The sequence below is a fragment of the Xenorhabdus griffiniae genome (assembly GCF_001028135.1).
Taxonomy (GTDB): Bacteria; Pseudomonadota; Gammaproteobacteria; order Enterobacterales; family Enterobacteriaceae; genus Xenorhabdus; species Xenorhabdus bakwenae.
Map to the genome: position 1 here is coordinate 1 of NZ_LDNM01000038.1, position 24,005 is coordinate 24,005.

25 protein-coding genes and 1 pseudogene are annotated in these 24,005 nt (G+C 42.0%); 14 read left to right on the top strand and 12 right to left on the bottom strand.

Annotated elements, in window-relative coordinates; translation table 11 throughout:
- The first annotated feature begins 145 nt into the window (after positions 1–145).
- The 8 genes from AAY47_RS09640 (at position 146) to AAY47_RS09670 (ending at position 3,153) form a co-directional block, all read left to right on the top strand.
- On the top strand, positions 146–574 hold the full coding sequence (locus AAY47_RS09640) for a zinc-finger-containing protein (protein WP_047769289.1): 429 nt from the start codon (positions 146–148) through the stop codon (positions 572–574).
- The gene (locus tag AAY47_RS09645) at positions 571–1,356 is read left to right on the top strand and encodes a DNA cytosine methyltransferase (protein WP_047769291.1); all 786 of its coding nucleotides are present in this window, start codon (positions 571–573) and stop codon (positions 1,354–1,356) included. Before AAY47_RS09640 ends, AAY47_RS09645 begins: the two co-directional genes overlap by 4 nt.
- Positions 1,357–1,365: 9 nt before the next feature.
- Positions 1,366–1,533: a hypothetical protein gene (locus AAY47_RS21965; RefSeq protein ID WP_160300184.1), complete on the top strand. Its 168-nt coding sequence runs from the start codon at positions 1,366–1,368 to the stop codon at positions 1,531–1,533.
- Positions 1,523–1,846, top strand: coding sequence for a hypothetical protein (locus AAY47_RS09650; protein WP_047769292.1), 324 nt, complete (start codon positions 1,523–1,525; stop codon positions 1,844–1,846). Before AAY47_RS21965 ends, AAY47_RS09650 begins: the two co-directional genes overlap by 11 nt.
- A 9-nt stretch (positions 1,847–1,855) precedes the next feature.
- Complete coding sequence (locus tag AAY47_RS09655; protein WP_047769293.1) at positions 1,856–2,053, top strand: hypothetical protein; 198 nt, start codon at positions 1,856–1,858, stop codon at positions 2,051–2,053.
- On the top strand, positions 2,046–2,582 hold the full coding sequence (locus AAY47_RS09660) for a phage N-6-adenine-methyltransferase (protein WP_047769294.1): 537 nt from the start codon (positions 2,046–2,048) through the stop codon (positions 2,580–2,582). The genes AAY47_RS09655 and AAY47_RS09660 overlap by 8 nt, the downstream gene beginning before the upstream one ends.
- A complete protein-coding gene (locus AAY47_RS21970) occupies positions 2,579–2,755 on the top strand; it encodes a hypothetical protein (protein ID WP_160300196.1) in 177 nt (58 codons plus the stop codon). Before AAY47_RS09660 ends, AAY47_RS21970 begins: the two co-directional genes overlap by 4 nt.
- A 209-nt stretch (positions 2,756–2,964) precedes the next feature.
- Positions 2,965–3,153, top strand: coding sequence for a helix-turn-helix transcriptional regulator (locus tag AAY47_RS09670; RefSeq protein ID WP_047769296.1), 189 nt, complete (start codon positions 2,965–2,967; stop codon positions 3,151–3,153).
- Here AAY47_RS09670 and AAY47_RS09675 read toward each other — a convergent pair.
- Positions 3,134–4,312, bottom strand: coding sequence for a tyrosine-type recombinase/integrase (locus AAY47_RS09675; RefSeq protein WP_047769297.1), 1,179 nt, complete (start codon positions 4,310–4,312; stop codon positions 3,134–3,136). The genes AAY47_RS09670 and AAY47_RS09675 overlap by 20 nt on opposite strands.
- 175 nt (positions 4,313–4,487) lie before the next feature.
- On the opposite strand from AAY47_RS09675, the gene sbcB reads away from it, so the two are divergent.
- The gene (gene sbcB / locus AAY47_RS09680) at positions 4,488–5,918 is read left to right on the top strand and encodes an exodeoxyribonuclease I (protein WP_047769299.1); all 1,431 of its coding nucleotides are present in this window, start codon (positions 4,488–4,490) and stop codon (positions 5,916–5,918) included.
- Positions 5,919–6,114: 196 nt separating this feature from the next.
- Here sbcB and dld read toward each other — a convergent pair whose 3' ends face one another.
- The 8 genes from dld to yieE all read right to left on the bottom strand — a co-directional run bounded on the left by dld (position 6,115) and on the right by yieE (position 17,987).
- Entirely contained in the window at positions 6,115–7,860 is a 1,746-nt protein-coding gene (gene dld / locus AAY47_RS09685) for a D-lactate dehydrogenase (protein ID WP_047769301.1), read from the bottom strand.
- A gap of 186 nt (positions 7,861–8,046) precedes the next feature.
- Complete coding sequence (locus AAY47_RS09690; RefSeq protein WP_047769303.1) at positions 8,047–9,432, bottom strand: APC family permease; 1,386 nt, start codon at positions 9,430–9,432, stop codon at positions 8,047–8,049.
- Positions 9,433–10,096: 664 nt separating this feature from the next.
- On the bottom strand, positions 10,097–12,091 hold the full coding sequence (locus AAY47_RS09695) for a ligand-gated channel protein (protein ID WP_047769305.1): 1,995 nt from the start codon (positions 12,089–12,091) through the stop codon (positions 10,097–10,099).
- Positions 12,092–12,246: 155 nt separating this feature from the next.
- Complete coding sequence (locus tag AAY47_RS09700) at positions 12,247–13,035, bottom strand: ABC transporter ATP-binding protein (protein ID WP_047769307.1); 789 nt, start codon at positions 13,033–13,035, stop codon at positions 12,247–12,249.
- Entirely contained in the window at positions 13,032–14,117 is a 1,086-nt protein-coding gene (locus tag AAY47_RS09705) for a FecCD family ABC transporter permease (protein WP_047769309.1), read from the bottom strand. The genes AAY47_RS09700 and AAY47_RS09705 overlap by 4 nt, the downstream gene beginning before the upstream one ends.
- A 19-nt stretch (positions 14,118–14,136) precedes the next feature.
- The gene (locus AAY47_RS09710) at positions 14,137–15,237 is read right to left on the bottom strand and encodes an ABC transporter substrate-binding protein (protein ID WP_369813289.1); all 1,101 of its coding nucleotides are present in this window, start codon (positions 15,235–15,237) and stop codon (positions 14,137–14,139) included.
- A 260-nt stretch (positions 15,238–15,497) separates the two neighbouring features.
- On the bottom strand, positions 15,498–16,985 hold the full coding sequence (locus AAY47_RS09715; protein WP_047769313.1) for an amino acid permease: 1,488 nt from the start codon (positions 16,983–16,985) through the stop codon (positions 15,498–15,500).
- A 138-nt stretch (positions 16,986–17,123) separates the two neighbouring features.
- On the bottom strand, positions 17,124–17,987 hold the full coding sequence (gene yieE / locus AAY47_RS09720; RefSeq protein ID WP_047769315.1) for a DNA-binding transcriptional regulator YeiE: 864 nt from the start codon (positions 17,985–17,987) through the stop codon (positions 17,124–17,126).
- A 188-nt stretch (positions 17,988–18,175) separates the two neighbouring features.
- Here yieE and AAY47_RS09725 point away from each other — a divergent pair.
- The 3 genes and pseudogenes from AAY47_RS09725 to nfo form a co-directional block, all read left to right on the top strand.
- Positions 18,176–18,524, top strand: a pseudogene (locus tag AAY47_RS09725) (putative sulfate exporter family transporter); the annotation flags it as partial.
- A gap of 8 nt (positions 18,525–18,532) precedes the next feature.
- On the top strand, positions 18,533–18,676 hold the full coding sequence (locus AAY47_RS23285; RefSeq protein ID WP_419177439.1) for a hypothetical protein: 144 nt from the start codon (positions 18,533–18,535) through the stop codon (positions 18,674–18,676).
- A gap of 95 nt (positions 18,677–18,771) precedes the next feature.
- The gene (gene nfo, locus AAY47_RS09730; protein ID WP_047769319.1) at positions 18,772–19,614 is read left to right on the top strand and encodes a deoxyribonuclease IV; all 843 of its coding nucleotides are present in this window, start codon (positions 18,772–18,774) and stop codon (positions 19,612–19,614) included.
- A 13-nt stretch (positions 19,615–19,627) separates the two neighbouring features.
- Here nfo and fruK read toward each other — a convergent pair whose 3' ends face one another.
- Positions 19,628–20,566: a 1-phosphofructokinase gene (gene fruK, locus AAY47_RS09735; protein WP_047769320.1), complete on the bottom strand. Its 939-nt coding sequence runs from the start codon at positions 20,564–20,566 to the stop codon at positions 19,628–19,630.
- Positions 20,567–20,893: 327 nt separating this feature from the next.
- Between fruK and mtr the strand changes: the two genes are divergently transcribed.
- Positions 20,894–22,138 (top strand): tryptophan permease, encoded by a 1,245-nt coding sequence (mtr, locus tag AAY47_RS09740; RefSeq protein ID WP_047769322.1) that lies wholly within the window; start codon positions 20,894–20,896, stop codon positions 22,136–22,138.
- 130 nt (positions 22,139–22,268) lie between these two features.
- Positions 22,269–22,841, top strand: a complete 573-nt coding sequence (yeiP, locus tag AAY47_RS09745; protein WP_047769324.1) for an elongation factor P-like protein YeiP — start codon at positions 22,269–22,271, stop codon at positions 22,839–22,841.
- Positions 22,842–22,918: 77 nt separating this feature from the next.
- Here the strand turns inward: yeiP and AAY47_RS09750 are convergent, their stop codons facing one another.
- Together AAY47_RS09750 and AAY47_RS09755 are read right to left on the bottom strand one after the other, a co-directional pair.
- Positions 22,919–23,230, bottom strand: coding sequence for a type 1 fimbrial protein (locus AAY47_RS09750; RefSeq protein WP_047769326.1), 312 nt, complete (start codon positions 23,228–23,230; stop codon positions 22,919–22,921).
- A gap of 280 nt (positions 23,231–23,510) precedes the next feature.
- Positions 23,511–23,846: a type 1 fimbrial protein gene (locus AAY47_RS09755; protein ID WP_235428332.1), complete on the bottom strand. Its 336-nt coding sequence runs from the start codon at positions 23,844–23,846 to the stop codon at positions 23,511–23,513.
- Positions 23,847–24,005 lie beyond the last annotated feature (159 nt).

Genomic DNA, 24,005 nt, shown 5'->3' on the forward strand with positions numbered 1-24,005 from the left:
ATGATGACATTCCGTTTTGATTATCGATTTTCAACACCGGGTCTTCGTGCTCGGCAATCCAGACAGAAGTATCTAATTAACCCCAACCCTATCACTACGCTGCTTTGCGGCGGGAGGATTATTGTAACCAAATTCGGGAGGACATATGCAGTTCACCCCATGGAACCCCAATCCCAGAGCGATTGCAAGAGTCAATGACCCCTATCCCATTCCGACACACTGCCGTTATTGTGGCAGACACGTGATGATTGAGCATCACCTGAATGTTTTTAAACGCATCCATGATAACCGCTGGCCGTGGCTATACCACTGCTGGGCATGTGGTGCGCGTGTCAGTATTCATCCGGGAACGGATATTCCGATGGGGTCACTGGCAGATAAAACGACACGCAGAGCCAGAGCATCGGCTCATCGGTATTTCGATGATGTAGTCAGGAGTTGTAATTTGGAGCGCACGGATGCGTACAGATGGTTAGCAAATCAATTAAATATCAGTTTCAACGAATGCCATTTCGGTTGGTTTGACACTGAAATGTGCGAACGGGCAGCGAATGTATGCAGGAATTTAAAATGACGGCCTATTACAACGAGATAGACCCCTATGCCGCACAGTGGCTGAGAAATTTAATTGCAGCCGGTCATATCGCACCAGGCGATGTTGATGAAAGGAGTATTGAGGATGTCAGACCTGATGATTTACGAGGATATAAGCAGTGCCACTTTTTCGCAGGGATCGGAGTCTGGAGTTACGCCCTCCGTAATGCCGGTTGGCCGGATGATAAATCCGTCTGGACAGGCTCCTGCCCGTGCCAGCCTTTCAGCGCGGCAGGCAAAAGATCTGGGTTTACTGACGAGCGGCACTTATGGCCCTACTTCCACTACCTCATCGGACAATGCAGGCCTGGCATTATCTTTGGCGAACAGGTTGCAAGCAAAGACGGCCTTGCCTGGTTCGACCTTGTACAGGCTGACCTGGCGGGAACGGGTTACACCTCAGCAGCGGTTGATTTATGCGCTGCGGGCGTCGGTGCACCGCACATCAGACAACGGCTCTATTGGGTGGGCCACACCAACGACACGATGCCACAAGGATTGCGGCGATATAAGCGGCTCCTTTGTGAGAAAGGACGGCAAGATTCGGAACGACTCTCTGTATCGCCAAATGTGGTTACACACGTTTGGAATGGCTGGAAAGCCAGCCAGGGAGCAGATGAAAAAATTAGAATCATTCCATCCGGTTATGGCGAGACTGCTAATAGGACTGCCGGAAGAGTGGGACGATTGTGCGCCTACGGAAACGCCATCGTCGCGCCGGTTGCGGAAGAATTCATAAAAGCATATATGCAGGGGGTTTAGGTGATAGTAATGAATAATCAAAATGAACAACTACCCACCGTTATAAATAGTGGAACTATTAACATCGACAATATTCAGATAACAGTTCATACATTGGATAACGGTCAGCGTGTAATAGATGAAAATAGTATGCAGATATTTTTAAATTGGCTGGGAGGTGATAATAATGAACAATAATGTAATTGAGTTGGCGCGAGAAATAAAAAAGCGTAGTGAGGCGGTATTATCCGCAGAAAAGGAATATCTATCTTCCAAAGAAAATGAAAGCCGCGATAAGTTTTACAGTAGAATTGGTTATCTCGATTTGGTGATATCACCTCAAAATATAATCAAACTCTGTGAGGCTGTAGAAAAACTCGCTGAATATGAAAATATGAAGCCTGTGGCTATATATAATTTAGCTGATGGCGAGGTTTATAAAAGCATTCATGATATAGGTGATGGAAAAAGCGTATTCGCAGTAAACCTATATCCTCACCGCAACAAATAGAGAACCATCATGGATATTATCGATGCAGCGAATGAATTAAATGAGCTGAGGTTATCTCATGCACTCCAGAACCGGCCACCAGCATTAACCAGTATCAACGGCATGTGCCGATGGTGTGAGACGGAGCCAGCAGCACACGGCGCATTCTGTAGCAAAGAGTGCGGGGAGGATTATGAGCGGGATAGGAGGAAAACGAGGGATGAGTGACTACGGAGGCAGTAATACCCCAAAAGAACTGCGCGACCTCTGGCAAACTCCACTCCCGTTATTTCTGGCACTCGATTTAGAATTCGGATTTTATTTAGATGCCGCCGCCGATGCTCAAAATACCCTGTGCACAAATTATCTCACGGAACGAGATAATGCACTGGTGTGTAATTGGGAGAGTTACGGTGCAATATTCTGTAATCCACCCTATAGCAATATTCCAAAATGGATAGAGAAAGCCGCTATCGAATGTCAGAAACAGTTACAACCTGTCGTGATGTTAGTTCCCTCTGATACATCTGTAGGCTGGTTTAAATTAGCAATGGAAACTGTCGATGAGGTCAGATTAATAACGGGTGGACGGATTTCATTTGTTAACGCAGAAACACAAAAACCAGTGAATGGAAATAACAAAGGTAGTTTATTGCTAATTTGGCGACCATTCACTAACCCACGCAGAATAATAACAACCGTCGATCGAAATTATTTGATTAATGTCGGCAATGAACAATTGAGGAAAATAGCATGAAAGCAAAAATTGATATGACTAAAACGGAAGTGCACGAATATGTTAACAGTGATTATCCCGTCCCTGATTCTGAATATTCAGAGTTAATCCGTGGTGACATCAAAACTATATTAGAGCGAGGGGGATTTCAGGGAATAAAGTTAGAAGACATTACTATCAATACCCATGACTAGCGAATTCGAGAACGCAAGGAGGATGGTGGCAAGGGAATGCCGTAGAGAATTGAAGCAACATCTGAAACGTACCAACCAGCAGACCGCAGAAATACTCAGTAAACACCTACCCGAATTTAAATGTGTCATGTCGCCACATCAAAAGAGCGTATTTCAACCTGTGATGTGGCTGCGATACTACGTAGATATGATTGATAAGGAGATGAAAGATGGATAAAAAATTAATATCAAAAGACGAAGTGATGAAAAAGCTAGGCATTACTTCCCGACAAACACTATGGGATTACGAGAAGCGCAGGAAGTTCCCAAGGCCAGTAAAACTCCGCCCTAAGGCCTACCTACGCAAGGATTTTTATAAGTGGATAGAAGATGGCGGTGTCAGTCAGTTATCTTCCTAAGATGCCACATCAATTTGTCAAAATAAATACCATACGCCTCACGCTGATCATCAATCCAATCGTGCTTGTTATAAATAGCCATTACCCCTCCAATCTCATGCCCCAGCATTTTTTCTATTACATGTGGGGCAACACCTTCCTCAGATAGGCGAGTCGCAAGCGACCTCCTGAAGTCATGTGCTCGCCATTTATCCATATCCAGACCATCCCTAATTCGTATTACATACCTGTTTGCTGCCGCTATAGAAATTGGTTCACGAATATCCTGCCCTGGGAAAAGAATATCTTTGTAAGTGATAAGACTCTTATCAAGAAGCGGGCGAATGCCATCAAATATTGGCCTTCGTATTATTTTTTTAGTCTTACTGTGCTCGGAAGGAACTGTCCATATTTCATTTTCTAAGTCGAATTCTTGAATAGTGGCTAATCTAAGTTCTGACAACCGACATCCCCATAACATCACCATTTGGTGTAATAATTTATTAGATGTTGATGCTCGGCTTCTCTCTATGGCTAGCCAAATTTTAGCAAGCTCCTGATATGATAAAACCCGGTCGCCTATACTAGATCTTTCGCCAATATCTCTTGGGTTGATTTTCATTATTTGGCATGAGTCTATTAGTTGCCGCCTAATGCACCAGTTAATAGCTGATTTTAATTGAATAAATAATTTATGCGCTTTTTTAGGATTCTCTTTCTCGAACCCTGCAAATAAGTCAATCCACTCTCTGGACGTTATTTTCTCAATGTCTGTGTTAGGAAATTTTCCAGATGTGTTTTTTATCACCATAGCATCATAGAGTGCCTGGGTTTTTGGTCTCAATTGTACATATACATATGTATCTGCCCAGTATTTAATGCAATCATCCAACGTTGTTATCTTTCTCTCTGTAGAATCATTTAGTGTTCGAGGATCTACCCCTTGTTCAACGAGAATTTTTATTTCTACAGCTTTTGCCCTAGCGTCCCGCAATGAAATAGCCGGATATCGGCCTATACCAATTCTGTGTTGTTTGCCGCTAAATCTGTAACGGCACTGAAACGTGATCATCCCTTTGGGAGACACTCGGACGCTAAGTCCGTCGATATCTGTTATTTCAGGATTCCCCTGATATGGTTTACCATGTATAAAGCGTAATTTTGTGTCACTAATAGCCATATCGTTTTGTACTCATAGCAATATTAATTTGTACTCATTCTGTACTTAATATTGCATGGACGAAACTAGACAGTAAAGGACACAATCAAACATTTAAAGCAAAATACAGTTAAATTTAGTTTATAAAATCATTAAAATCATAAAGATAAACACCAATAACTTACGGAAAAAAACTTTGTCTACCGATAACAAACAACCATCATTCTACTTTCATGATTATGAAACTTTTGGTAAACATCCGGCCTTAGATCGCCCCGCACAATTTGCAGGAGTTCGCACTGACAGTGATTTCAATATCATTGAAGAACCTTTGGTGGTGTATTGTGCTCCCGCTGATGATTATCTTCCCGATCCTGAAGCTGTCATGATCACAGGAATTACTCCCCAGCTGGCATTGAAAAAAGGCGTCAACGAGGCCGAATTCACCCGACAAATCCATGAAGCATTCAGCAAACCCAATACGTGTATTCTTGGATATAACAACATTCGTTTTGATGACGAAGTCAGCCGAAATATCTTTTATCGTAACTTTTACGATCCTTACGCCTATAGCTGGCAAAAAGGCAACTCGCGCTGGGATTTGCTCGATTTATTACGCGCCTGCTATGCCTTGCGTCCAGAGGGTATTGTCTGGCCAGACAATGAAGATGGATTACCTAGCTTCAAATTGGAACATCTGACAAAAGCCAATGGGATTGAGCATACTCACGCCCATGATGCCATGTCCGATGTTTATGCCACTATCGCTATGGCAAAGCTGGTGAAAAAAGCGCAACCTAAACTGTTTGATTATTTTTTCCAGTTAAGAAATAAACAGAAAATCAGCAATCAAATCGATATCCCGCAAATGAAACCGCTGGTTCATGTATCGGGCATGTTTGGGGTTTTGCGCAGCAATATTAGCCTTATCGCTCCTCTGGCGTGGCATCCGACTAACCGTAATGCGGTTATCATGTACGATTTGGCCGGTGATATCGCTCCGCTTCTGGAACTCAGCGCAGATGAATTACGCGAACGCTTGTATACTCGACGGGATGCGTTACAGCCAGATCAACGCCCTGTCCCCATTAAACTTGTGCACATTAATAAATGCCCAATCATAGCACCAGAAAATACCTTACGGCCAAAAGACGCAGAGCGAGTAGGATTAAACCGCAATCAATGTGAGCAAAATCTGGCTATCTTGCGCAATAATCCGCAAATCAGGGAGAAAGTCGTTGAACTGTTCTCCCATCCCGAAGTATTTCCAGAATCTGATAATGTCGATACCAAACTATATAGTGGTTTTTTCAGTGATGCCGATAAAACTGCCATGGAAATTATCAGAGAAACTGCTCCCCAGAACTTGCCCGCACTGGATTTAACGTTTCAGGATGTGCGCATTAAGCCGCTGCTATTCCGCTATCGTGCGAGAAACTATCCAGCAACATTGGACGATGACGAGCAACAACGTTGGCTGCGTCATCGTCAGAATACATTAACCCAGGAATACATCAGCCGATATCTTGCAACTATTGAAGAGCTTTTTATTGAATATCAGTCTGATGAAGAAAAATGCCGCCAGTTAAAAGCATTAGTTGATTATACAATCCAAATAGCCGAATAAGGCTTTGATGTAAATTCTATACCAAGCCAACTTCAAGATGCGTGTTATATTCCCCCGCTGCGCGGGGAAATATAAAGCTTCGCGTCGCCTTGCGGATTACAACTTGACGTTTATCGAGTATACAATCCAATAGGAAAGAAAAAGACAAACACCGATGTTTTGTCTTTTTCTATTTTCATTCCGTCATAACCGTAAACTAATCATGTTGATGTCGGACAACTGAGCAACCACACTCTCCGCCCCAATTTTTCAGCTTGGAGGTTTTCCCAATTCCCGGATTTAGGGTATTCGTTGGATCAATCGCTTGATAAAAATGCTTAAGCTGTGGTTTAGCTTTATACAAGTGACCAACGTTATGTTCGGCCGGGTATTCAGCGCCGCGCTGATGCAAAATTTCCAGCATTTTTGTTTTCAATGCATGGATATCTGCGCCCTTTCTAACAATATAGTCCTGGTGGAATACATAGCACATAAAGTGCCCGTAATATAGCCGATGGACTAATGCCTTACTGATTTCGGCTGGCAAAATTTCAAACCATTCACGATCATTGCGCCGTAAGGCTATATCCAATGCTAAAATATCTTCCACTTCATCGCTGTGAACAGCCTGGTAACGAATAGCGGCTCCTGCGGCTGCAAAACGGTGTAAGAATGCCTTCGCCCCTTCTTCTGGAGTACAAGCAAAATACGCCCCATCAGCCTGCTTAAAGTAATTTTCCAGCCATTCATTCGCCTCTTTTATACCTTCACCTGACATTTTCAGCATTAAGTGGTGTTCAAAACGATTTCGGTATTCTTTCAGACGAGTGGGTAAATGGGCAGGTAATAAACGACTCAATCCCTGCATAACACGATCAGTTAAATGTGCGGGTAAAAATGGCACTTTACCTGAAAGTGCGTCCATTCGTCCTTTCAAATCAAAAAACATTGGCATTTTATCTGTGCCTAGTTTATCAATCATAACAAAGGTGTCTTTCCCATATATTTCTGCGATATCAAATACATCCCGATGCATGTACTCACCAGCAACGGGTAAATGCTGAAAATTAGATAGAATATGACGCCGCAATTCTGTCAGTACTTCGGGTTGATTAGTGCCGATATAAAAAACCTGTGAAGATGGCTCTGCCGGAAAAGTATCAAGTCGAACAGCAAAAACAACCAATTTACCCGCACAACCAGAGGCTTCAAACAGCCTGCGCTCATCAGCATTAAACCGTGATGGTGTATCTGCATCAACATCCCGAACACGCTGTGAGTATTCATGATCAGAAGCGACCCTGTCGCTATGCTGAATATCTTCGGTTCGATAACGTTGCTCTTCCAGGCAAGTCAAGATATCTTCAGGTTGATCACCCAACGATATTCCCAAATGGTTAATCAGTTCAGCTTCTCCCTTCTCATTAACGCGGCCATATAGAGCCATTTCAGTATAAGCCGGCCCACGCCGAACCAGAGATCCCCCTGAGTTATTGCAAATTCCCCCAATAACGGATGCACCAATACAGGACGAACCAATAACTGAGTGTGGCTCGCGTCCCAATGGTTTCAATACTTTTTCTAAATGCCACAATGTACTACCAGGGAATGCAATAACTTGATTTGTTGATTGAAGAATCTGAATTTTATCCATTCGTAAGGTACTAATAATGACGATATCGCGGTCATAATCATTACCGCTTGGTGTCGAGCCTTCCGTTAATCCGGTATTGGCTGCCTGCATCAAAATAATTTTGTCAGCTTCAATACAGGCTTTGAATACTCTCCATTGCTCCAATAATGACCCCGGAAATACAACTGCAAGGGCATCCCCTTGTCCAGAACGAAAGCCTCTACGATAACGTTCCGTTTTTCGAGGTTCAGTGAGAATATGAGAAGATCCAACAATATTCGTGAGAGTGGCCATTAATTGCTGATTTGGGGGATTTTTGGCATCATTCATAATAGTTCTCTTACCTTACTTGAGCCAGACAGACAGGCTTTTAATGAAAACAGGCATGGAAATTTTCTTATTATATGATGCTTTTTGGTAATATTTGTCTGTTTTACGCTCTCTTTTGTCATTTCAATAAAAAAACAGCACCTGACGATGCTGTTTTTTAGAACAAAATACTGCAATGTTTTCTGATTATGATTCAGTAAACTGCGGCATTGGCTGACGGAAGCGACGAGTCAGGAAAAACATATAAATAAGACCAATGCCTCCCCATATCAAGCCTAACTCCATCGAATTTGATTCTAAATTCATCCATAAAACACCCACAGTCGCAGCACCAAGAAGTGGCAATATCAAGAAATTCAAGGTTTCTTTCAAGGTATTATTACGACGTTCACGAATATAGAATTGAGAAATTACCGATAAATTAACAAACGTAAAGGCAACCAGCGCACCAAAATTGATCAGTGCCGTCGCCGTCACCAAATCCAACCAACATGCTGATAAGGCGATAATACCAACCAATATCACGTTAATAGCTGGAGTACGCCATTTAGGGTGAACATAAGCAAAGACTTTTTCAGGCAATACGCCGTCACGTCCCATAACATAGAGCAAACGAGATACACCCGCATGTGCAGCCATACCCGAAGCCATTACCGTGACAGTGGAGAATATAAGAATCACATACTGGAATAACGCACCAGCAACATAAAGCATAATTTCTGGTTGGGAGGCGTTCGGGTTTTTAAACCGAGAAATATCCGGGAAATAGAGCTGTAAGAAATACGAGACCGTGATAAAGATCATGCCACCAATTAACGCAGTCAGGAAAATCGCTTTGGGGACAACCTTACCTGCATTTGGTGTTTCTTCAGACAAAGAGCTAATACCATCAAACCCAAGAAATGAGAAGCAAAGTATCGTTGCACCAGTGATCATCGGAATTAATTGCGCTTCTTCTGATGTAAATGGCTGAATACTCAGTAACGTTCCTGCACCTTCTCCATTATAAACACCACGAACCATTAGCCCAACAAGTATTACCATAACAACAATCTGGACAATCACGACGATGCTATTAATATTAGCAACGACATTGATGCCACTCAGATTGATAATTGTCATAATTGCAGTCAACACGACCACAAAGATCCACGGTTCAATACCGGGGAACAGCGTTTGCAGATAAATCTTTGCCAATAACACGTTGATCATCGGCATCAACATATAATCCAGCAAAGAAGACCAACCGACCATAAATCCGAGGTGAGGGTTCATTGATTTTTGTACGTAAGTATAAGCAGAACCCGCCGATGGAAAACGCTTGATTAATTTTCCATAACTTAACGCTGTAAATAAAATCGCGATCAATGCAATAGCATAAGATGTTGCAACATGCCCGCTGGTCAGGCCAGAAACAATACCAAATGTATCAAAAATAGTCATTGGCTGCATATAAGCAAGCCCCATCATGACTACTTGAAACAGAGTCAATGTTCTTCTCAGTTGAACACGGTTATCAGCACTGGCTTGGTTAATACCAAGTGCAGTTGGAGTGGTGGTATTATGCGACATGAGCGAAATCCCCCATAACTTCGATCTGAGTACTGATACAACTACTTAATCGATAGTTACTGGGTTGACTTCGCATCTGTCTATAAACAGAAAAGAAAGAAGAATTGGAGGACGGTGAATTGACAGAGGAACATGCCCCGTAGTCATCGTTGCAGCAACGAGCGCCAATTGGCACAAGTGCAAAAGAGAATAGTTGCTCCATATTTGCATTCCTCAGTACAGCAACCTCTGTTTAATTTTGGTTGCTTATGGTCAATATCGATCCGGAACTGTATCCGGCCGCTTGGTGTTGTAAAAAATAACTCAAAGCAAAAAAAATAACTGGTGCATATTTACACACCAGTTATTTTTAGTGCACGCATTTTGCACTTCAAGTCCAGAAATAGCAAGGGCGATAACACTAAAAATTTATTATTTTTTACGACACTACGGAGCCTTATGGCGCTGGCTCCTACTGAGTTCGTGCTGAAACCTGATACCATCATATCCGTTGATTTGACTTTGGTTAGTTTTTAGCACAGAGAGAAGCGGTTTACCATTTAATGGTGATTTTTTGCCAGTAAAAAAATCATCCCACCATGATAAAATTGATGGCAGGATGATTCTATAGGATGTGCAGATGTTAAGTATAATGATTAATATTAATAAGGAAGCGAAATATTAATTAAAAATCATAATTAATGCCGATGTTGTAGCGGCGGCCATCCAGGACGGCATCATGGGTTTCAGAAGTCACGCGCTTATCAAAGATATTATAGATACCGCCTAATACACGTAGGTCTTTCGTTATATTATAAGTCATACCTAGATCTACGAAAGTGTAAGATGGGTTCCCATTATCCATTTTCAGATGGATATCCTCACCCTTTATCTGAGTCCGACGAGACAAGTAATCCGATGATTTACTGCGGAAATTAACACGAGCCCAAGTTTGCATCTCAGGTGATGCCTGCCAATTCAAGGTTGCATTTACCATATGTTTAGGCATTTTATTCAATGGCTTACCCTTATGCTCTCCACTTTTTTGTTCTGTATCGGTATAAGTGTAATTCATTGCTAGTGACCAGTCCTTTACAATATCCCAGTTTATTGTCGCCTCTACACCAAACATTGCTGCTTTAGAAACATTAGTACGACCCCGAACCATCTCGAAATTGCCAGTACCAAGAGGACATTTTGGAGAGTCTTTTAGACAGATGATATTTTCTGATATTTTATCTTTAAAGTCAGTGTGGTATAGAGTAATTCCCGTATTAAAGTTATCTTGATTATTCCAGATAATACCTATTTCTTTAGTGATACTCTTTTCGGGTTTCAGGTCTGGATTGCTCATAATAATCTGGTTCCCTCCAGACCCACCTGTTGCTTGCCACCAATTAGGTGCTATCTGCCGCAGGTTAGGTGAACGATATCCTGTAGAAACACCGCTTTTAATTGTCCACTGCTCATCAACATGCCATACTCCATACAGACGAGGTGTCCAATGAGTACCAAAAATCTCATCCTTATCTAAACGAACTCCGCCTGTTAAGGCTAAGTCATTTGTCATTTGCCACTCATCTTCGGCAAATAATGCCCAACCCCAGCGAGTAAGTTTATTCACGCCTTTTTGAGACATCATTTTATTTTCATTGTCATTGTCGCGCAGGTTTTCATAACGATATTGTCCACCAACGCTCAATGTATGATCGCCTAACGTGAATGTTGTCTGATTATTAAAAAGCGTATCCGCAAATTTCATCTCACGTTCTGGATTATTCGATTCATCCCGTTGAATATAAGAAGTCATGGAACCAAAATCATAAACACCTGTGTGAGTGATTGAATAGTTATTACGCTTATAACGGCTTATATCATTTTTTTTACTACTTTTACCAGCCGTTGTATCACGATCTTGTTCATAACGTCCAATATCAAAATCAAAGCTATTTTGTTCATCAGGTGTCAGAGAGAAAGTGGCTGAACCATTACGTATTTCCTGCTCTCTAAATCCGCCAACAAATTTATCTTCATTACGATGGGATAACAAGCCACTGACCTTCAGTCCCAATAATCCCTCAATTAGTGGCCCTGCAGCATAAGCGCTGGTCTGATAGCTATTACCTGAGTTTTTATTTTCTGTTAACGTAGTATCACCACGCAGGCTAACATGCCATTCTTTTTGTACCTTACGGGTAATGATATTGATTACACCCCCCATAGCGTCTGAACCATAAAGGGAGGACATTGGCCCACGAACAATTTCCACACGTTCAATTGATGCCAATGGAGGTAACCAGCCCTGCTCAATACCAGAGCCATCACTATTTGGCCGAGTGTTGCGTGTATCCACGCGCTTACCGTCAACTAAGATCACCGTATATTGTGACGACATACCACGGATACTAATATCACTGCTACTACCACCGCCAGTAACAACCACTCCCGGCACATCTTTCAATGCATCTGTCACATCACGGTAGGCTTTTGTTTCCAATTGTTCGCGACTAACAACCGAAATAGACGCAGGTGCATCTTCAATTTTTTGTTGGAAACCTGACGCAGTAGTTACGACAATTTTATCTTCTCCATTATTAGTAGCATTAGCAGCAAAAACAGCGCTGGATGAGATAGCAGCAATAATACCTAATACAACTTTTTTCTTTGCAAAGACTGTCATTCCCAATTCTCCAAAAGGTAGAATAGAACTATTTGAATCGATACAGGTAACCGACACATGCCCGCAATACAGGAATAATTTAATTATTCCTGTCAGTGTTATATTTATTAAATTACGCTTTAGCTTTACTAAAGCGACTTATGGTTTTTATTATTCTAACTGGCTAACTCTGTCACTAAACCATCAATTAATACTTGCGGTATTCCCTGAGAACAACGTTCAATCCGGCCTTTAATACCGTAAACCTCCGCCAGACTACTTGGTGTAATAACCTGCTCAGGCATACCTTCGGAAACTAATTTACCTTTTTTTAGCATTAATACATGATGACCATGACGCAATGCAATATTAATATCGTGAACAACAACAATCGTAATAATATTACGACGGTGTGTTTCACGTGCGACTAAATCCATTACATGGTATTGGTAATTTAAATCCAGCGCACTTAATGGTTCATCTAATAATAATAATGTCGGACGGCGGATCAATGATTGCGCCAATCCAACTAACTGTTTTTGACCACCAGATAGTTGATCCAAATAGTTGAGCGCCAAATGCTCAATACCAAGCTGGCGCAACAGTTCCATGACTTCCTGCTCACATTGGTGACTACTCACGCCACCTGATGCTCGTTGGGCAACAATTACCGATTCCAATACATGAAGATGCACACCTGCCGGTAATGACTGGGGCAAATAAACGACATTTTTGGCACGTTGGGCAAAATTCATCTTCATCAGATCCTGCCCATCCAACAGCAGTTCACCACTGGCTTTATTCAATCCCGCCAACGAACGCAAGAGGGTGGATTTACCACAACCATTCGGTCCCAACAATACCGTGATTTGACCACGCGGTAATGCATTGATATCCAGATTTTCAATCACGGAATGCTTCGGATATCCTGCCGTCAGATAATTGATTTTTAACCCCTGACTCATACATTCCCCTTGTGGCGTAAAACTATGCTCAGGAAGAAAGGCACACCAACCAACGATGTCACGATCCCAACCGGAATGATCACGCCCGGAATCAGGTTTTTAGAAGCAATGGACGCCATGGATAAAACTAATGCACCAATCAACGCACTCGCAGGCAAGAAGAAACGGTGATCTTCACCAAATACTATTCTGGCGATATGAGGAGCCACCAATCCAATAAAGGCGATAGGGCCGACAAAGGCAACCGCTAATGCGGTCAGGATACTGATACGCAACAATGTTCCCAAACGCAGGCGGCCAATATTGATGCCAAAACTGATCGCGCGGTCTTCTCCCAGACGCAATGCGGTCAATTTCCAGGAATTACTCAATGAGATAGAGGTAATGACAGAGAAAACTAACATCATAATGCCCAATTTTTCCCATGTCGCCCTGCCAAGGCTGCCCATTGTCCAGAAAACCAGCCCCTGTAAGGTATCTTCCGTAGCGATAAATTGCATCATCGAAACTAACGCCTCGAAGGTAAATACCATCGCAATCCCGAACAATACAACACCTGTGGTTGCAACTCTCGTCCAACGGGTAATGCCATCAAGCATTAAAGCAGCCAATAATGCAAAGAGAAAAGCATTTGCAGAAATAAACCATTGCTCCGGTATTCCCGGAATACCAATGTCAAGCACAATGGCTAATGCCGCACCAAAAGAAGCCGCTTCGGAAACCCCTAACGTAGAGGGGCTGGCGAGTGGGTTATTCAAGACTGTCTGCATTTCAGCACCGGCCAACCCAAGTGATAGGCCGATCACTACCGCCATCAAGGCATAGGGCAATCGAATATCCCAAACAATCACCCGTGTTGCTACGTTAACACTGTCCGGTGAAAACAGGGTTTGCCAGAGGGTTTGCAGCGATAACCCTGATGGTCCTATTGTAAAATCCAGTACAACAGAAATGCCAATCGCCAAGATGATGAATAATATCCATGCAATACGTCGGCGCAGGATATGACGATAATGTGCTTTTATATCGCACTCACTCAATTGTTTTTTCACCATTGGCATAGGCTCGGTAGTGATGCTCATTTTTATTACCTGTTACTGCTTATTTCTCGCTGACCCAATATGTGCCTACCGGCTCAATAGCCAAGAATTTATTGTGAAGTTCTTTCAATGTTTGTTGCGGATCTAAATCAGCGAATTTCTCAGGATAGAACCATTTAGCAAAAACTTGGGCAACAACAACATTATAAGGAGAGTTATAGTAGTGATGCCAAATAGCATAGCTACGCCCTTCCTTAACGGCAGTTAAGTTATTGATACCTTTACGTTCGGTGATTTCTTTTAAGCCAGCACGGGCAGTATCGGCAGAAGTTTGAGCGCCCATTTTGATCCCGCTACCTTTGTCACCCGGATCTTGTGCGCCGCTTGCGATGTAAATAGAAGGATCTTCGGCAATGACTTTTTCCAGATTCACGGTGCCCAATGGAGCAGGCAGTATTTCTTTGGCGATGTTTTTGCCACCTGCCAAATCAATGAAGTTCCCCATATTGCCGTTACCTGCCGTACCACAGCAATCTTCGCTAGAACCTGCTCTTAGTTCAATAAATACGGAAGGCTTCTCAGCATCGGGTATACGATCTGTAATATCAGTAACCAATTTTAGATTTTTTTCATAAAAATCAGCGTAAGCATTAGCCTGATCTTCACGATGCAAGACTTTGCCCAGCATACGGATGCTAGGTAATGTATTTTTCAGGGGATCATTGCGGAAATCGACAAAAACAACAGGGACGCCTGCTTTCTCCAACTGCTTCACTAATTCACTGTTTTTTCCCGGCCCATGTCCAGACAGACCAAAAATGGCAACGTCGGGGTTAAGCGTCAGCACTTTCTCGGCGCTAACACTGTCAGCACTCGTGTTACCAATCAGGGGGATATTATCGATTTCAGGAAATTTAGCTTTATAAATAGCGTAAGTTTGTGGGTCCAGTTTACGGAAATCACCTTGCCAACCAGCGATACGAGCCAGAGGTTTATCCCCTTCCAAGATGGCAATAGAATGGAATAGACGGCCTTCACCCAACAAGATACGATTGACTTTCCCGGGCACCTCAACAGTACGTCCAGCAACATCAGTGACTGTTTCAGCCCAAGATGCAAAACTTGCCATCATGGCAGAACCCGCCATTAGACTGATACTCATACTTTTCACGACTGCTCGAAATACAAACTTCACTTTAGTTAGCCTCTTCATGCAACAATTGTGCTGCTAACAATAAAGCAAATAAGAATACTTATCAATGCGATCGGGATGGTATATCCGAAATTTATCGTTGATATTTATTCCCTAACTCTATGAAAAATAAAAACTGCCAATTCCATCACAGAACCGGCAGTTTTTCGTAAAAAAATCAATAACACTTTAACCAATAAGAATCAGCTTATTAATAACCTATTAACAAATCACTCTTTGTCGGTATACTTGAAGGCGGGAAATGCCATCTCACTGTATTTCACAAAACGCGTTTTCTTTTTCAGCTTGTAACCCAACCAAATAAGCAGGAATAACGGGATGCCAATGTAAGTCGCCGTCACGCCATACCAGTCAACCTTATCTTGCAAAAACGCCTGATAATTTTGGCCCAAAGTGATAACCAAACATAAAATAAAGGCAAAAATCGGCCCAATAGGGAAAAAACCTGAGCGATATGGCAGAGCATTGAGATCCAAACCTTGGGCGACATAACCTTTACGAAAGCGGTAATGGCTGATTGCAATTCCAAGCCATGCGATAAATCCAGTCATACCTGATGTATTCAATAACCACAAATAGACGGTTTGGTTACCAAACATGGAGCTAAAAAAACACAGCCCTGCAACCACGGTTGTCGCATAAAGCGCATTACGCGGAACACCACCTTTAGACAGATGACTAAAAATTTTCGGTGCCTTACCCTCTTTTGCTAGAGTGAATAGCATACGGGTAGATGCATACATCCCTGAGTTTCCCGCTGACAGAACAGCAGTTAATATCACCGTATTCATTATTGCAGCCGCTGATAATAAGCCAGCATTTTCAAATACCAGCGTAAATGGACTAACACTGATATCTTTCACGCCATTGCGTAACAAATTCGGATCAGTATAAGGAATGATCAGGCTGATGATTAAAATCGCAAACACATAGAACAATAAGATACGCCAGAATACTTTGCGCACCGCACGAGGGATATTTTTCGCTGGATCTTTCGACTCCCCCGCAGTAATGCCTATCAGCTCTGTCCCCTGAAAGGAAAAACCAACAATCATTGCCACCCCTATCATGGCTGCAAAACCACCTGCAAAAGGAGCGTCACCCACGGCCCAATTATGCCAACCTGCACTTTCAGCGCCTTGCATGATGCCGGCAATCATTAAAATGCCAACGGCAATGAACACAATAACTGTGGAAACTTTGATCAAGGAGAACCAATATTCTGCCTCACCAAATCCTTTGACGGAAATGACGTTCAACAGGAAAATCAAGCTAAGGAACAACGCACTCCATACCCAACCAGGAACATCATTAAACCAATATCCCATTACCAGTTGCGCAGCGACAAGGTCAACGGCAATCGTCACCGCCCAGTTGTACCAGTAGTTCCATCCCAATGCGAAGCCAAAGCCCTCATCAACATATTTGGAACCATAAGTTGAAAACGATCCTGAAACTGGCATATACGCTGCCAATTCGCCTAAGCTGGCCATCAAGAAATAGACCATCAGGCCAATTAATGCATAGGAAAGTAAAGCTCCACCAGGGCCAGCCTGAGAAATTGTTGTGCCAGAAGCAACAAATAACCCCGTGCCAATTGATCCACCGATGGCAATCATTGCCATATGGCGTGCTTTTAATTCACGGCGCAGGGTTGTCGGAGCCTGATCCCGTGGCATACTTTCTTCGCGAGACATTCTATTCCTATATCATTTAAAATAAATTTAATGCGGAATTGTAACAAATCCTCGTCGCCAGAATAGCAACGATTCGTGGTTATAAGATACCTTCATAATCCACCGCCAATTATTAGCTATACGATTATATTCTCAATATTAGTGACAATAACTCAGTAACTTCCGTAACGCATTGGAGATATGCTTTTGACGATGGTAAATCAGGTACAAGGTGCGATTGAGGCTAAGTCCAGGAATAACAAGTTCAGATAATGTGCCATTTTTTAATTGTTCGTGGACAACTCGTCGTGAAAGGCAACTGATCCCCATTCCATATTGAACAGCATGTTTGATGGCTTCCGAATTACCCAACTCCATCGCAATATTGAATCTCGGCATTTGTGAGAACAAAAGATGATCCAAGATTTCTCTTGTTCCTGAGCCTTTTTCTCTCAATATCCAGGGCGCTTTGATCAAATCTTCCACGTTCAGCTCACATTGCAACAGCGGGCTTTCCGGAGAGGAAAAAACGATCAACTCATCTTTCATCCAGGGTTGTGTGATCAACTCAGGATCGTGACACAATCCTTCAATCAATCCCAAATCAACACGAAATCCAGCAACTGCCTTGATGACATCTCCAGTATTACTGATATTCAATTCCAGTGGTGTCTCAGGGTAATCCTGACGGTATCTGGCCAGCATTTCAGGCAACATATAATTGCCAATCGTGCTGCTGGCCGCTAACCGCAATGCGCCCAGTTCAAGTTTGAAAAGCTGTTCCACTTCACCAGCCTGTTCAAGTAATGCCAATGCCTTAGGATAGAGCAAACGCCCATGTTCATTGGTGACCAGACGTTTTCCGACTCTATCAAACAGTTGTACTCCCAACTGTCCTTCAAGATCTGTCAGTGAAGCACTTACCGCAGATTGTGATAACGCTAATTGCTGAGAAGCCTGTGTCGTTGAACCACTTTTCAGAACTTCTGCAAAAATTTCCAGTTGTCTCAGAGTGATACGCATATGGCCTCGCGGGGAGCAAATAAAAGGGAAAGATAATCTTGATTCTAGACAGTATTACGCAACTTAACAAAAGCCACCCATAATTAACCTATTTTAATGATAATATTTACAAATATTATCAATTTTATTGATTTTAAAATCTTCTATATGCTTATTCCTGCAATACATAAGCTAATAGAGTCTCCATTATGTCTGAAAATCAACCAGGAAAACTGACCAAAGCCTACCCCAATACCACATTAAAATTAATTCCCGGTCTTATATTGGTCGCAGTCCTGACAGCACTCGCTATCTATATCGGAACTATTCCCTGGTTTATAAATATGGGATTAGGTGTTCTGACGCTTGCCATCTTATTGGGGATGGTTATCGGCAATACACTGTACCCTCCCTTAAAATCCACCTGTGATAGCGGTATCCATTTCTCCAAACACTATCTACTACGCGCTGGCATCATCCTTTATGGATTCCGTCTGACTTTCCAGCAAATCACAGATGTTGGTGCAACCGGGATATTAATTGATACCATCATGCTGGCAATGGCGATGATTGCGTTAGGGTTAACCACCCATATCAGTGCTATTCGCCAGGCTGGGGTTAAACCCATTCTGCTGGCACTTATTTTGTTTGTCTGGCTAGTCGCGGGAGGATTAATCGTCAATCAAGGCATCCATCATTTATTGCGCTAATTCAGCATGAAGGAATATTAAATTGACTTTTGCTGCCAAAATTTTATCAATCAAGTGAACAATGCCATAATGACGAAAACACAGGAGAAAATAAGATGAAATTTATTGGAGCCCATGTGAGTGCTGCGGGCGGTGTTGATCAGGCCGTGATCCGTGCCCATGAATTAAATGCAACGGCATTTGCCTTGTTCACGAAAAACCAGCGCCAATGGTATGCCCCGCCGTTATCGACAGAAGTTATTGATCAATTCAAAGCGAACTGTGAACGTTACGGTTATGATAGCCGACAAATTCTCCCTCATGACAGCTACCTAATTAATCTTGGACATCCTGAAACAGACGGTCTGGAAAAATCCCGGGCAGCGTTCCTTGATGAAATGCAGCGCTGTGAACAGTTAGGCATCGACCTGCTGAATTTCCATCCGGGCAGCCATCTCAATAAAATTGACACCGATAAGTGCCTCGCCCGTATTGCGGAATCCATTAATATGACTTTGGATAAAACACAAGGTGTCACTGCCGTTATCGAAAATACCGCCGGACAGGGCACCAACCTTGGTTTTAAATTCGAACAGCTGGCGGCAATTATCGATGGTGTCGAAGACAAAACCCGAGTTGGAGTCTGTATTGACACCTGCCACGCTTTTGCAGCTGGTTACGATTTGCGCACTGAAAAAGATTGCGAGGCGACTTTCAAAGCATTCGATGAAATCGTTGGATTCAAATATCTTAAGGCCATGCATCTAAACGATGCCAAAAGTGAATTTTCCAGCCGTGTTGACCGACATCACAGCCTTGGTGAAGGCAATATCGGTAAAACACCTTTTAGCTATATCATGAAAGATGACCGTTTCAATGGTATTCCTCTGGTTCTTGAAACGATCAATCCGGGCATCTGGGTTGAAGAAATTGCCTGGCTAAAATCCCAGCAAAGTTAATTACCTGACTTAATTACCTGACTGAAATTAACTCGATCTTCGCCATCATTGATGCAAGTTCAGTACGGCTTTTAATCCCGACATTCGGCTGGCTAACCGTAAGCGCAGAAACTGCGGTCGCCAGGCGCAATGTGTGTTCGCTGGATTCTCTCATCAGCAAACCATAGACCAATCCTCCAACCATAGAATCCCCGGCCCCAACTGTGCTGACTACTGCACAATGTGGTGGTTTTGCCAACCATGAACCAGAGGCATTGACCCATAATGCTCCCTGCTCTCCCAGTGAAATAACAACGTGGGCGATCCCCCTATTGCGTAATTCATGAGCTGCATCAATAACGCTATCCAATTCCGGCAATGGCCTACCCGCCCAAATCTCCAATTCATGGTGATTGGGTTTTATCAGCCAAGGTAATGCCTTAAGGCCAGCAACAAACGCTTCACGGCTACTGTCGAAAATAACGCAGGGACAAGACTGTCGTAATTGCATCATCCAATCCGCAAATGATTCTGCTGTAATTCCTTCGGGCAAACTACCGCTGACAACAACCATATCGAACTGCCCCAGCCATGTCAGAGAATCACTGACAAACCGACTCCATTCTTCTTCTGTCACATGAAAACCAGAAAAATTGAAATCTGTCACTTCACCCTGTTTTTCAGTCAACTTGACATTAATCCGCGTTCGCCCAGAAACGAGATGAAAACGATTTACCATCCTGTTTTCGCTAAAAAACTGCTGAAACCCTCCCTGATTCTCTCGTCCCAGAAAACCACTGACAGTCACATCAATACCTAAATCACGCAGTACCTTTGCAACATTGTTTCCTTTACCAGCCGCGTGAAGCCCTGCCGTCTGTACACGGTTAACATGTCCCTTAACAATATCTGGGCATAAGCCAACTAAATCATAAGCTGGATTTAAGGTAATTGTGGCAACTCGACGGCTCATCTTGCCCGGTATCTCCTGAATAAACAGTCATAAGTAATATTAAGTTTTATCTGTTATTTATAACATCAAAATTGAATCGTTTCAGTTAAAATTACTGCCCAATTGATCATTGTGTTAATGCCATCTAAAAGTAAGATATGCAACGGCATAATTTCTTGCGATTCGTGAAATCTATTGCGCAAATTAATACCGGACTCCCTTCTGGCAGGTTTTCTCAGATACCTGTCCTACCTTTGTATATATTTTCTTAATTATTTGTTTACACATATAATTTATTTATGTATCGTTGCGCTAGTACAAGGTAACATCATTCATCAGGGAGTCTATATGTCCATTGAGGTAACGCAAAATTTGAAACGCCCCTCTATATTTGGTGGCGCTATGATCATTGCCGGTACTGCTGTCGGCGCAGGTATGTTTTCCATTCCGATTGTCACATCAGGTGTCTGGTTTACAGGATCAATCATTTTGCTGTTATATACCTGTGCATGTATGTATTTCTCTGGTCTGATGATTCTGGAAGCCAATATGAATTACCCTGCTGGCTCCAGTTTCCATACGGTCACTAAGGATTTGTTAGGCAGAGGCTGGAGTACCCTTAATGATTTATCCATCACCTTCGTTCTGTATATCTTAACTTATGCTTATATTTCAGCAGGTGGTTCAATATTCTCTCACAATATCGAGAACATTATTCCGCTACCTCAATCAATATCTGGATTATGCTTTGCCTTTATCGTTGCCTTTATTGTTTGGGTATCGACTAAAGCAGTCGATCGCTTAAGCACTATCTTGATAGGCGGCATGGTCATTACCTTTATTATGTCTGTCGGTGGTATGTTTACCGAAGTTAAGCCAACCATCTTATTTGATCAAGCTAATACCCATTCAGACTATTTACCCTATGCTTTAATCTCGTTACCTTATTTATTAGCCTCATTTGGTTTTCACGGCAACGTTCCAGGGCTGGTTAAGTATTATAATAAAGACAGTAAAGCCGTCACACACAGCTTGCTATATGGGGCATTGATAACATTAGCGATTTACATTTTATGGCAGTATGTTATTCAGGGGAATATTCCGCGTGAAGCCTTCAAACAAATCATTGCTGATGGCGGTAATATCGGTAACTTATTGCAACAGATAGATAAAACCTCTGATAATACAACAATGGGCCAACTCTTAAATGCCTTTTCATATATGGCTTTGGCGAGTTCTTTCTTAGGTGTATCATTAGGATTATTTGACTATCTGGCAGACTATTTTAAATTTGATGACACTGGCAAAGGTCGTTTTAAAACAGCACTGATTACATTCGTTCCCCCGACTGCATTGTCACTGATTTTTCCAAACGGTTTCCTCTATGCCATCGGTTTTGCTGGCCTGGCAGCAACCATCTGGGCAGTTATTGTTCCGGCTTTAATGGCCCGAGCAAGCCGTAAATGCTTTCCGACATCCAGCTATCAGGCTCCGGGCGGTAATTTTTTGATTGTCTTTGTTATCCTATTCGGTTTGATAAATGCGCTAGCACACATTCTCTCTTTGTTTGATTTGTTGCCAGTTTATCGTTAATGTTTTCCTGCCACCCCAGTATTTTTACTGGGGCATTCATTCACCTCTTGCCTAATAGACCAACTGCGAGTAATTTTGTCGCCACTTCAATATTCATTCCACTATTTCCTTGTTTCTACGGAAGGTATCTATGGCTAAAGCCAATGAAATTAAGCGCGGCGCTGCAATCAGCTACAATGGAAAGCTATTATTAGTTAAAGACATCGATATTCAATCGCCCAGCGCACGTGGTGCCAGCACGCTATATAAGATGCGGTTTACTGATATTCGTACTGGTCAGAAAGTGGAAGAACGTTTCAAAGGTGATGACATTCTTGAAACCATCACATTGACCCGCCGTAGCGTAAGTTTTTCCTATATTGATGGTGATGAATATATCTTTATGGATGACGAAGATTTCACCCCTTATCACTTCAAAAAAGATCAAATCGAAGAAGAACTGCTATTTATTCCCGAAGAAGGTTTACCAGGCATGCAGGTCCTGACAATGGATGAGCAATTGTTAGCGCTTGAATTGCCGCAGACTGTTGATATGGTCATTGAAGAAACATCACCAGGTATTAGGGGGGCATCAGCGAGTGCTCGCACTAAACCGGCGAAAATGAGTACAGGATTGACTATTCAAGTTCCCGAATACTTGAGTTCGGGTGAAAAAATCCGCATTCATATTGCAGAGCGTCGCTATATGGGACGTTGTGACTAATTCTTTATCCTTAAATATGAGTTGCTCTTTTGACGAGAATAACACTTGATGCAAAGAGCAACTCATCGTCTTTGAAGTTAGAAGTAATCCACATTAACAATTGCCACACGTTTCTGATTATCAGTCCACTTCACGCTGGAAACCCCTATGTTGCCAGGAAGCATGACACCGCCTTTCGTTTTGTGAGTTGAAATGATTTGTTTAACAGTGAGATTTTTACCTAATCGATAGCAAGAGATATTGGCTTGAGTGTTTGATATCACAACTTGACATCCTGGATCAACAATCGCACCTGAAAACCGAATGACTCCTCCTTTAGATTCGGCATATCCATAAGAAAGCCATGAAACCAATAAACAACTCATTAACAGCTTAAGATAATTTTTCATGGTTACCTCACTTTCGTTTTTCCATTAACTAAAACTCAGCTACCTTTTATTCCTTCATCCCCATAATAACTATTTCACGTAAGAAAAATACGACATTGAGAACTTTTATTGATAAATATCAAAAGTCATTTTTTAATTAAAAATAAGCACACTGTTTTGTTGATTAATGAATAAAACTGTTATTAACAATAAGTATTTGAACTAAATCACAAATAAATTTATTGGTTTTATTTTATAATATTTAGCTAAAATAAATAACTATTATACTTTTATGTAACATCTAATGATAAGTTATAGTCACAATACCCAATTCCTTATTTTTTCCAACCCATTTTATTTCTTCTGTTCCAATATGTTTTACCATAGATACTGGTGACTTACTATCCTTTTGATATTCTATGTTTTTTTCTTTAATTAACTGTTTGCCATTATACCAGCAGACCATTTCAGTATGCTCTTTATCCCAACTAAATTGGCATGGAGACTCAACGATAGTTCCATGAAAGTAAATAGTTCCAGAACTGGAGGAGGATGAAGAATTCACCATTACAGGATAATAAGATAAAGACATGAACAAAAAAGTTGTCATTTTTCGTAACATTCGCAACATAAGCATTCAACCTCCACAACAAGTATTATTATCTTTTTTCAACTTTAGCCCGCGCCAATTTGAAAACCAGATAATGGTGTAACGCTTTGCTATATAACGATATAACGTCAAATGAAACTTTTTCTTTATACCTTTTATTAATTTTAACCACAATTCGATATAATA

What these genes read in the sequence shown, in the direction of transcription:
- AAY47_RS09640 (WP_047769289.1), top strand. Translation starts at nt 146, where the DNA reads ATGCAGTTCACCCCATGGAACCCCAATCCCAGAGCGATTGCAAGAGTC.
- AAY47_RS09645 (WP_047769291.1), top strand. Translation starts at nt 571, where the DNA reads ATGACGGCCTATTACAACGAGATAGACCCCTATGCCGCACAGTGGCTG.
- AAY47_RS21965 (WP_160300184.1), top strand. Translation starts at nt 1,366, where the DNA reads ATGAATAATCAAAATGAACAACTACCCACCGTTATAAATAGTGGAACT.
- AAY47_RS09650 (WP_047769292.1), top strand. Translation starts at nt 1,523, where the DNA reads ATGAACAATAATGTAATTGAGTTGGCGCGAGAAATAAAAAAGCGTAGT.
- AAY47_RS09655 (WP_047769293.1), top strand. Translation starts at nt 1,856, where the DNA reads ATGGATATTATCGATGCAGCGAATGAATTAAATGAGCTGAGGTTATCT.
- AAY47_RS09660 (WP_047769294.1), top strand. Translation starts at nt 2,046, where the DNA reads ATGAGTGACTACGGAGGCAGTAATACCCCAAAAGAACTGCGCGACCTC.
- AAY47_RS21970 (WP_160300196.1), top strand. Translation starts at nt 2,579, where the DNA reads ATGAAAGCAAAAATTGATATGACTAAAACGGAAGTGCACGAATATGTT.
- AAY47_RS09670 (WP_047769296.1), top strand. Translation starts at nt 2,965, where the DNA reads ATGGATAAAAAATTAATATCAAAAGACGAAGTGATGAAAAAGCTAGGC.
- AAY47_RS09675 (WP_047769297.1), bottom strand. Translation starts at nt 4,312, where the DNA reads ATGGCTATTAGTGACACAAAATTACGCTTTATACATGGTAAACCATAT.
- dld (WP_047769301.1), bottom strand. Translation starts at nt 7,860, where the DNA reads ATGAATGATGCCAAAAATCCCCCAAATCAGCAATTAATGGCCACTCTC.
- AAY47_RS09690 (WP_047769303.1), bottom strand. Translation starts at nt 9,432, where the DNA reads ATGTCGCATAATACCACCACTCCAACTGCACTTGGTATTAACCAAGCC.
- AAY47_RS09695 (WP_047769305.1), bottom strand. Translation starts at nt 12,091, where the DNA reads ATGACAGTCTTTGCAAAGAAAAAAGTTGTATTAGGTATTATTGCTGCT.
- AAY47_RS09700 (WP_047769307.1), bottom strand. Translation starts at nt 13,035, where the DNA reads ATGAGTCAGGGGTTAAAAATCAATTATCTGACGGCAGGATATCCGAAG.
- AAY47_RS09705 (WP_047769309.1), bottom strand. Translation starts at nt 14,117, where the DNA reads ATGAGCATCACTACCGAGCCTATGCCAATGGTGAAAAAACAATTGAGT.
- AAY47_RS09710 (WP_369813289.1), bottom strand. Translation starts at nt 15,237, where the DNA reads ATGAGTATCAGTCTAATGGCGGGTTCTGCCATGATGGCAAGTTTTGCA.
- AAY47_RS09715 (WP_047769313.1), bottom strand. Translation starts at nt 16,985, where the DNA reads ATGTCTCGCGAAGAAAGTATGCCACGGGATCAGGCTCCGACAACCCTG.
- yieE (WP_047769315.1), bottom strand. Translation starts at nt 17,987, where the DNA reads ATGCGTATCACTCTGAGACAACTGGAAATTTTTGCAGAAGTTCTGAAA.
- AAY47_RS23285 (WP_419177439.1), top strand. Translation starts at nt 18,533, where the DNA reads ATGATTGCGTTAGGGTTAACCACCCATATCAGTGCTATTCGCCAGGCT.
- nfo (WP_047769319.1), top strand. Translation starts at nt 18,772, where the DNA reads ATGAAATTTATTGGAGCCCATGTGAGTGCTGCGGGCGGTGTTGATCAG.
- fruK (WP_047769320.1), bottom strand. Translation starts at nt 20,566, where the DNA reads ATGAGCCGTCGAGTTGCCACAATTACCTTAAATCCAGCTTATGATTTA.
- mtr (WP_047769322.1), top strand. Translation starts at nt 20,894, where the DNA reads ATGTCCATTGAGGTAACGCAAAATTTGAAACGCCCCTCTATATTTGGT.
- yeiP (WP_047769324.1), top strand. Translation starts at nt 22,269, where the DNA reads ATGGCTAAAGCCAATGAAATTAAGCGCGGCGCTGCAATCAGCTACAAT.
- AAY47_RS09750 (WP_047769326.1), bottom strand. Translation starts at nt 23,230, where the DNA reads ATGAAAAATTATCTTAAGCTGTTAATGAGTTGTTTATTGGTTTCATGG.
- AAY47_RS09755 (WP_235428332.1), bottom strand. Translation starts at nt 23,846, where the DNA reads ATGCTTATGTTGCGAATGTTACGAAAAATGACAACTTTTTTGTTCATG.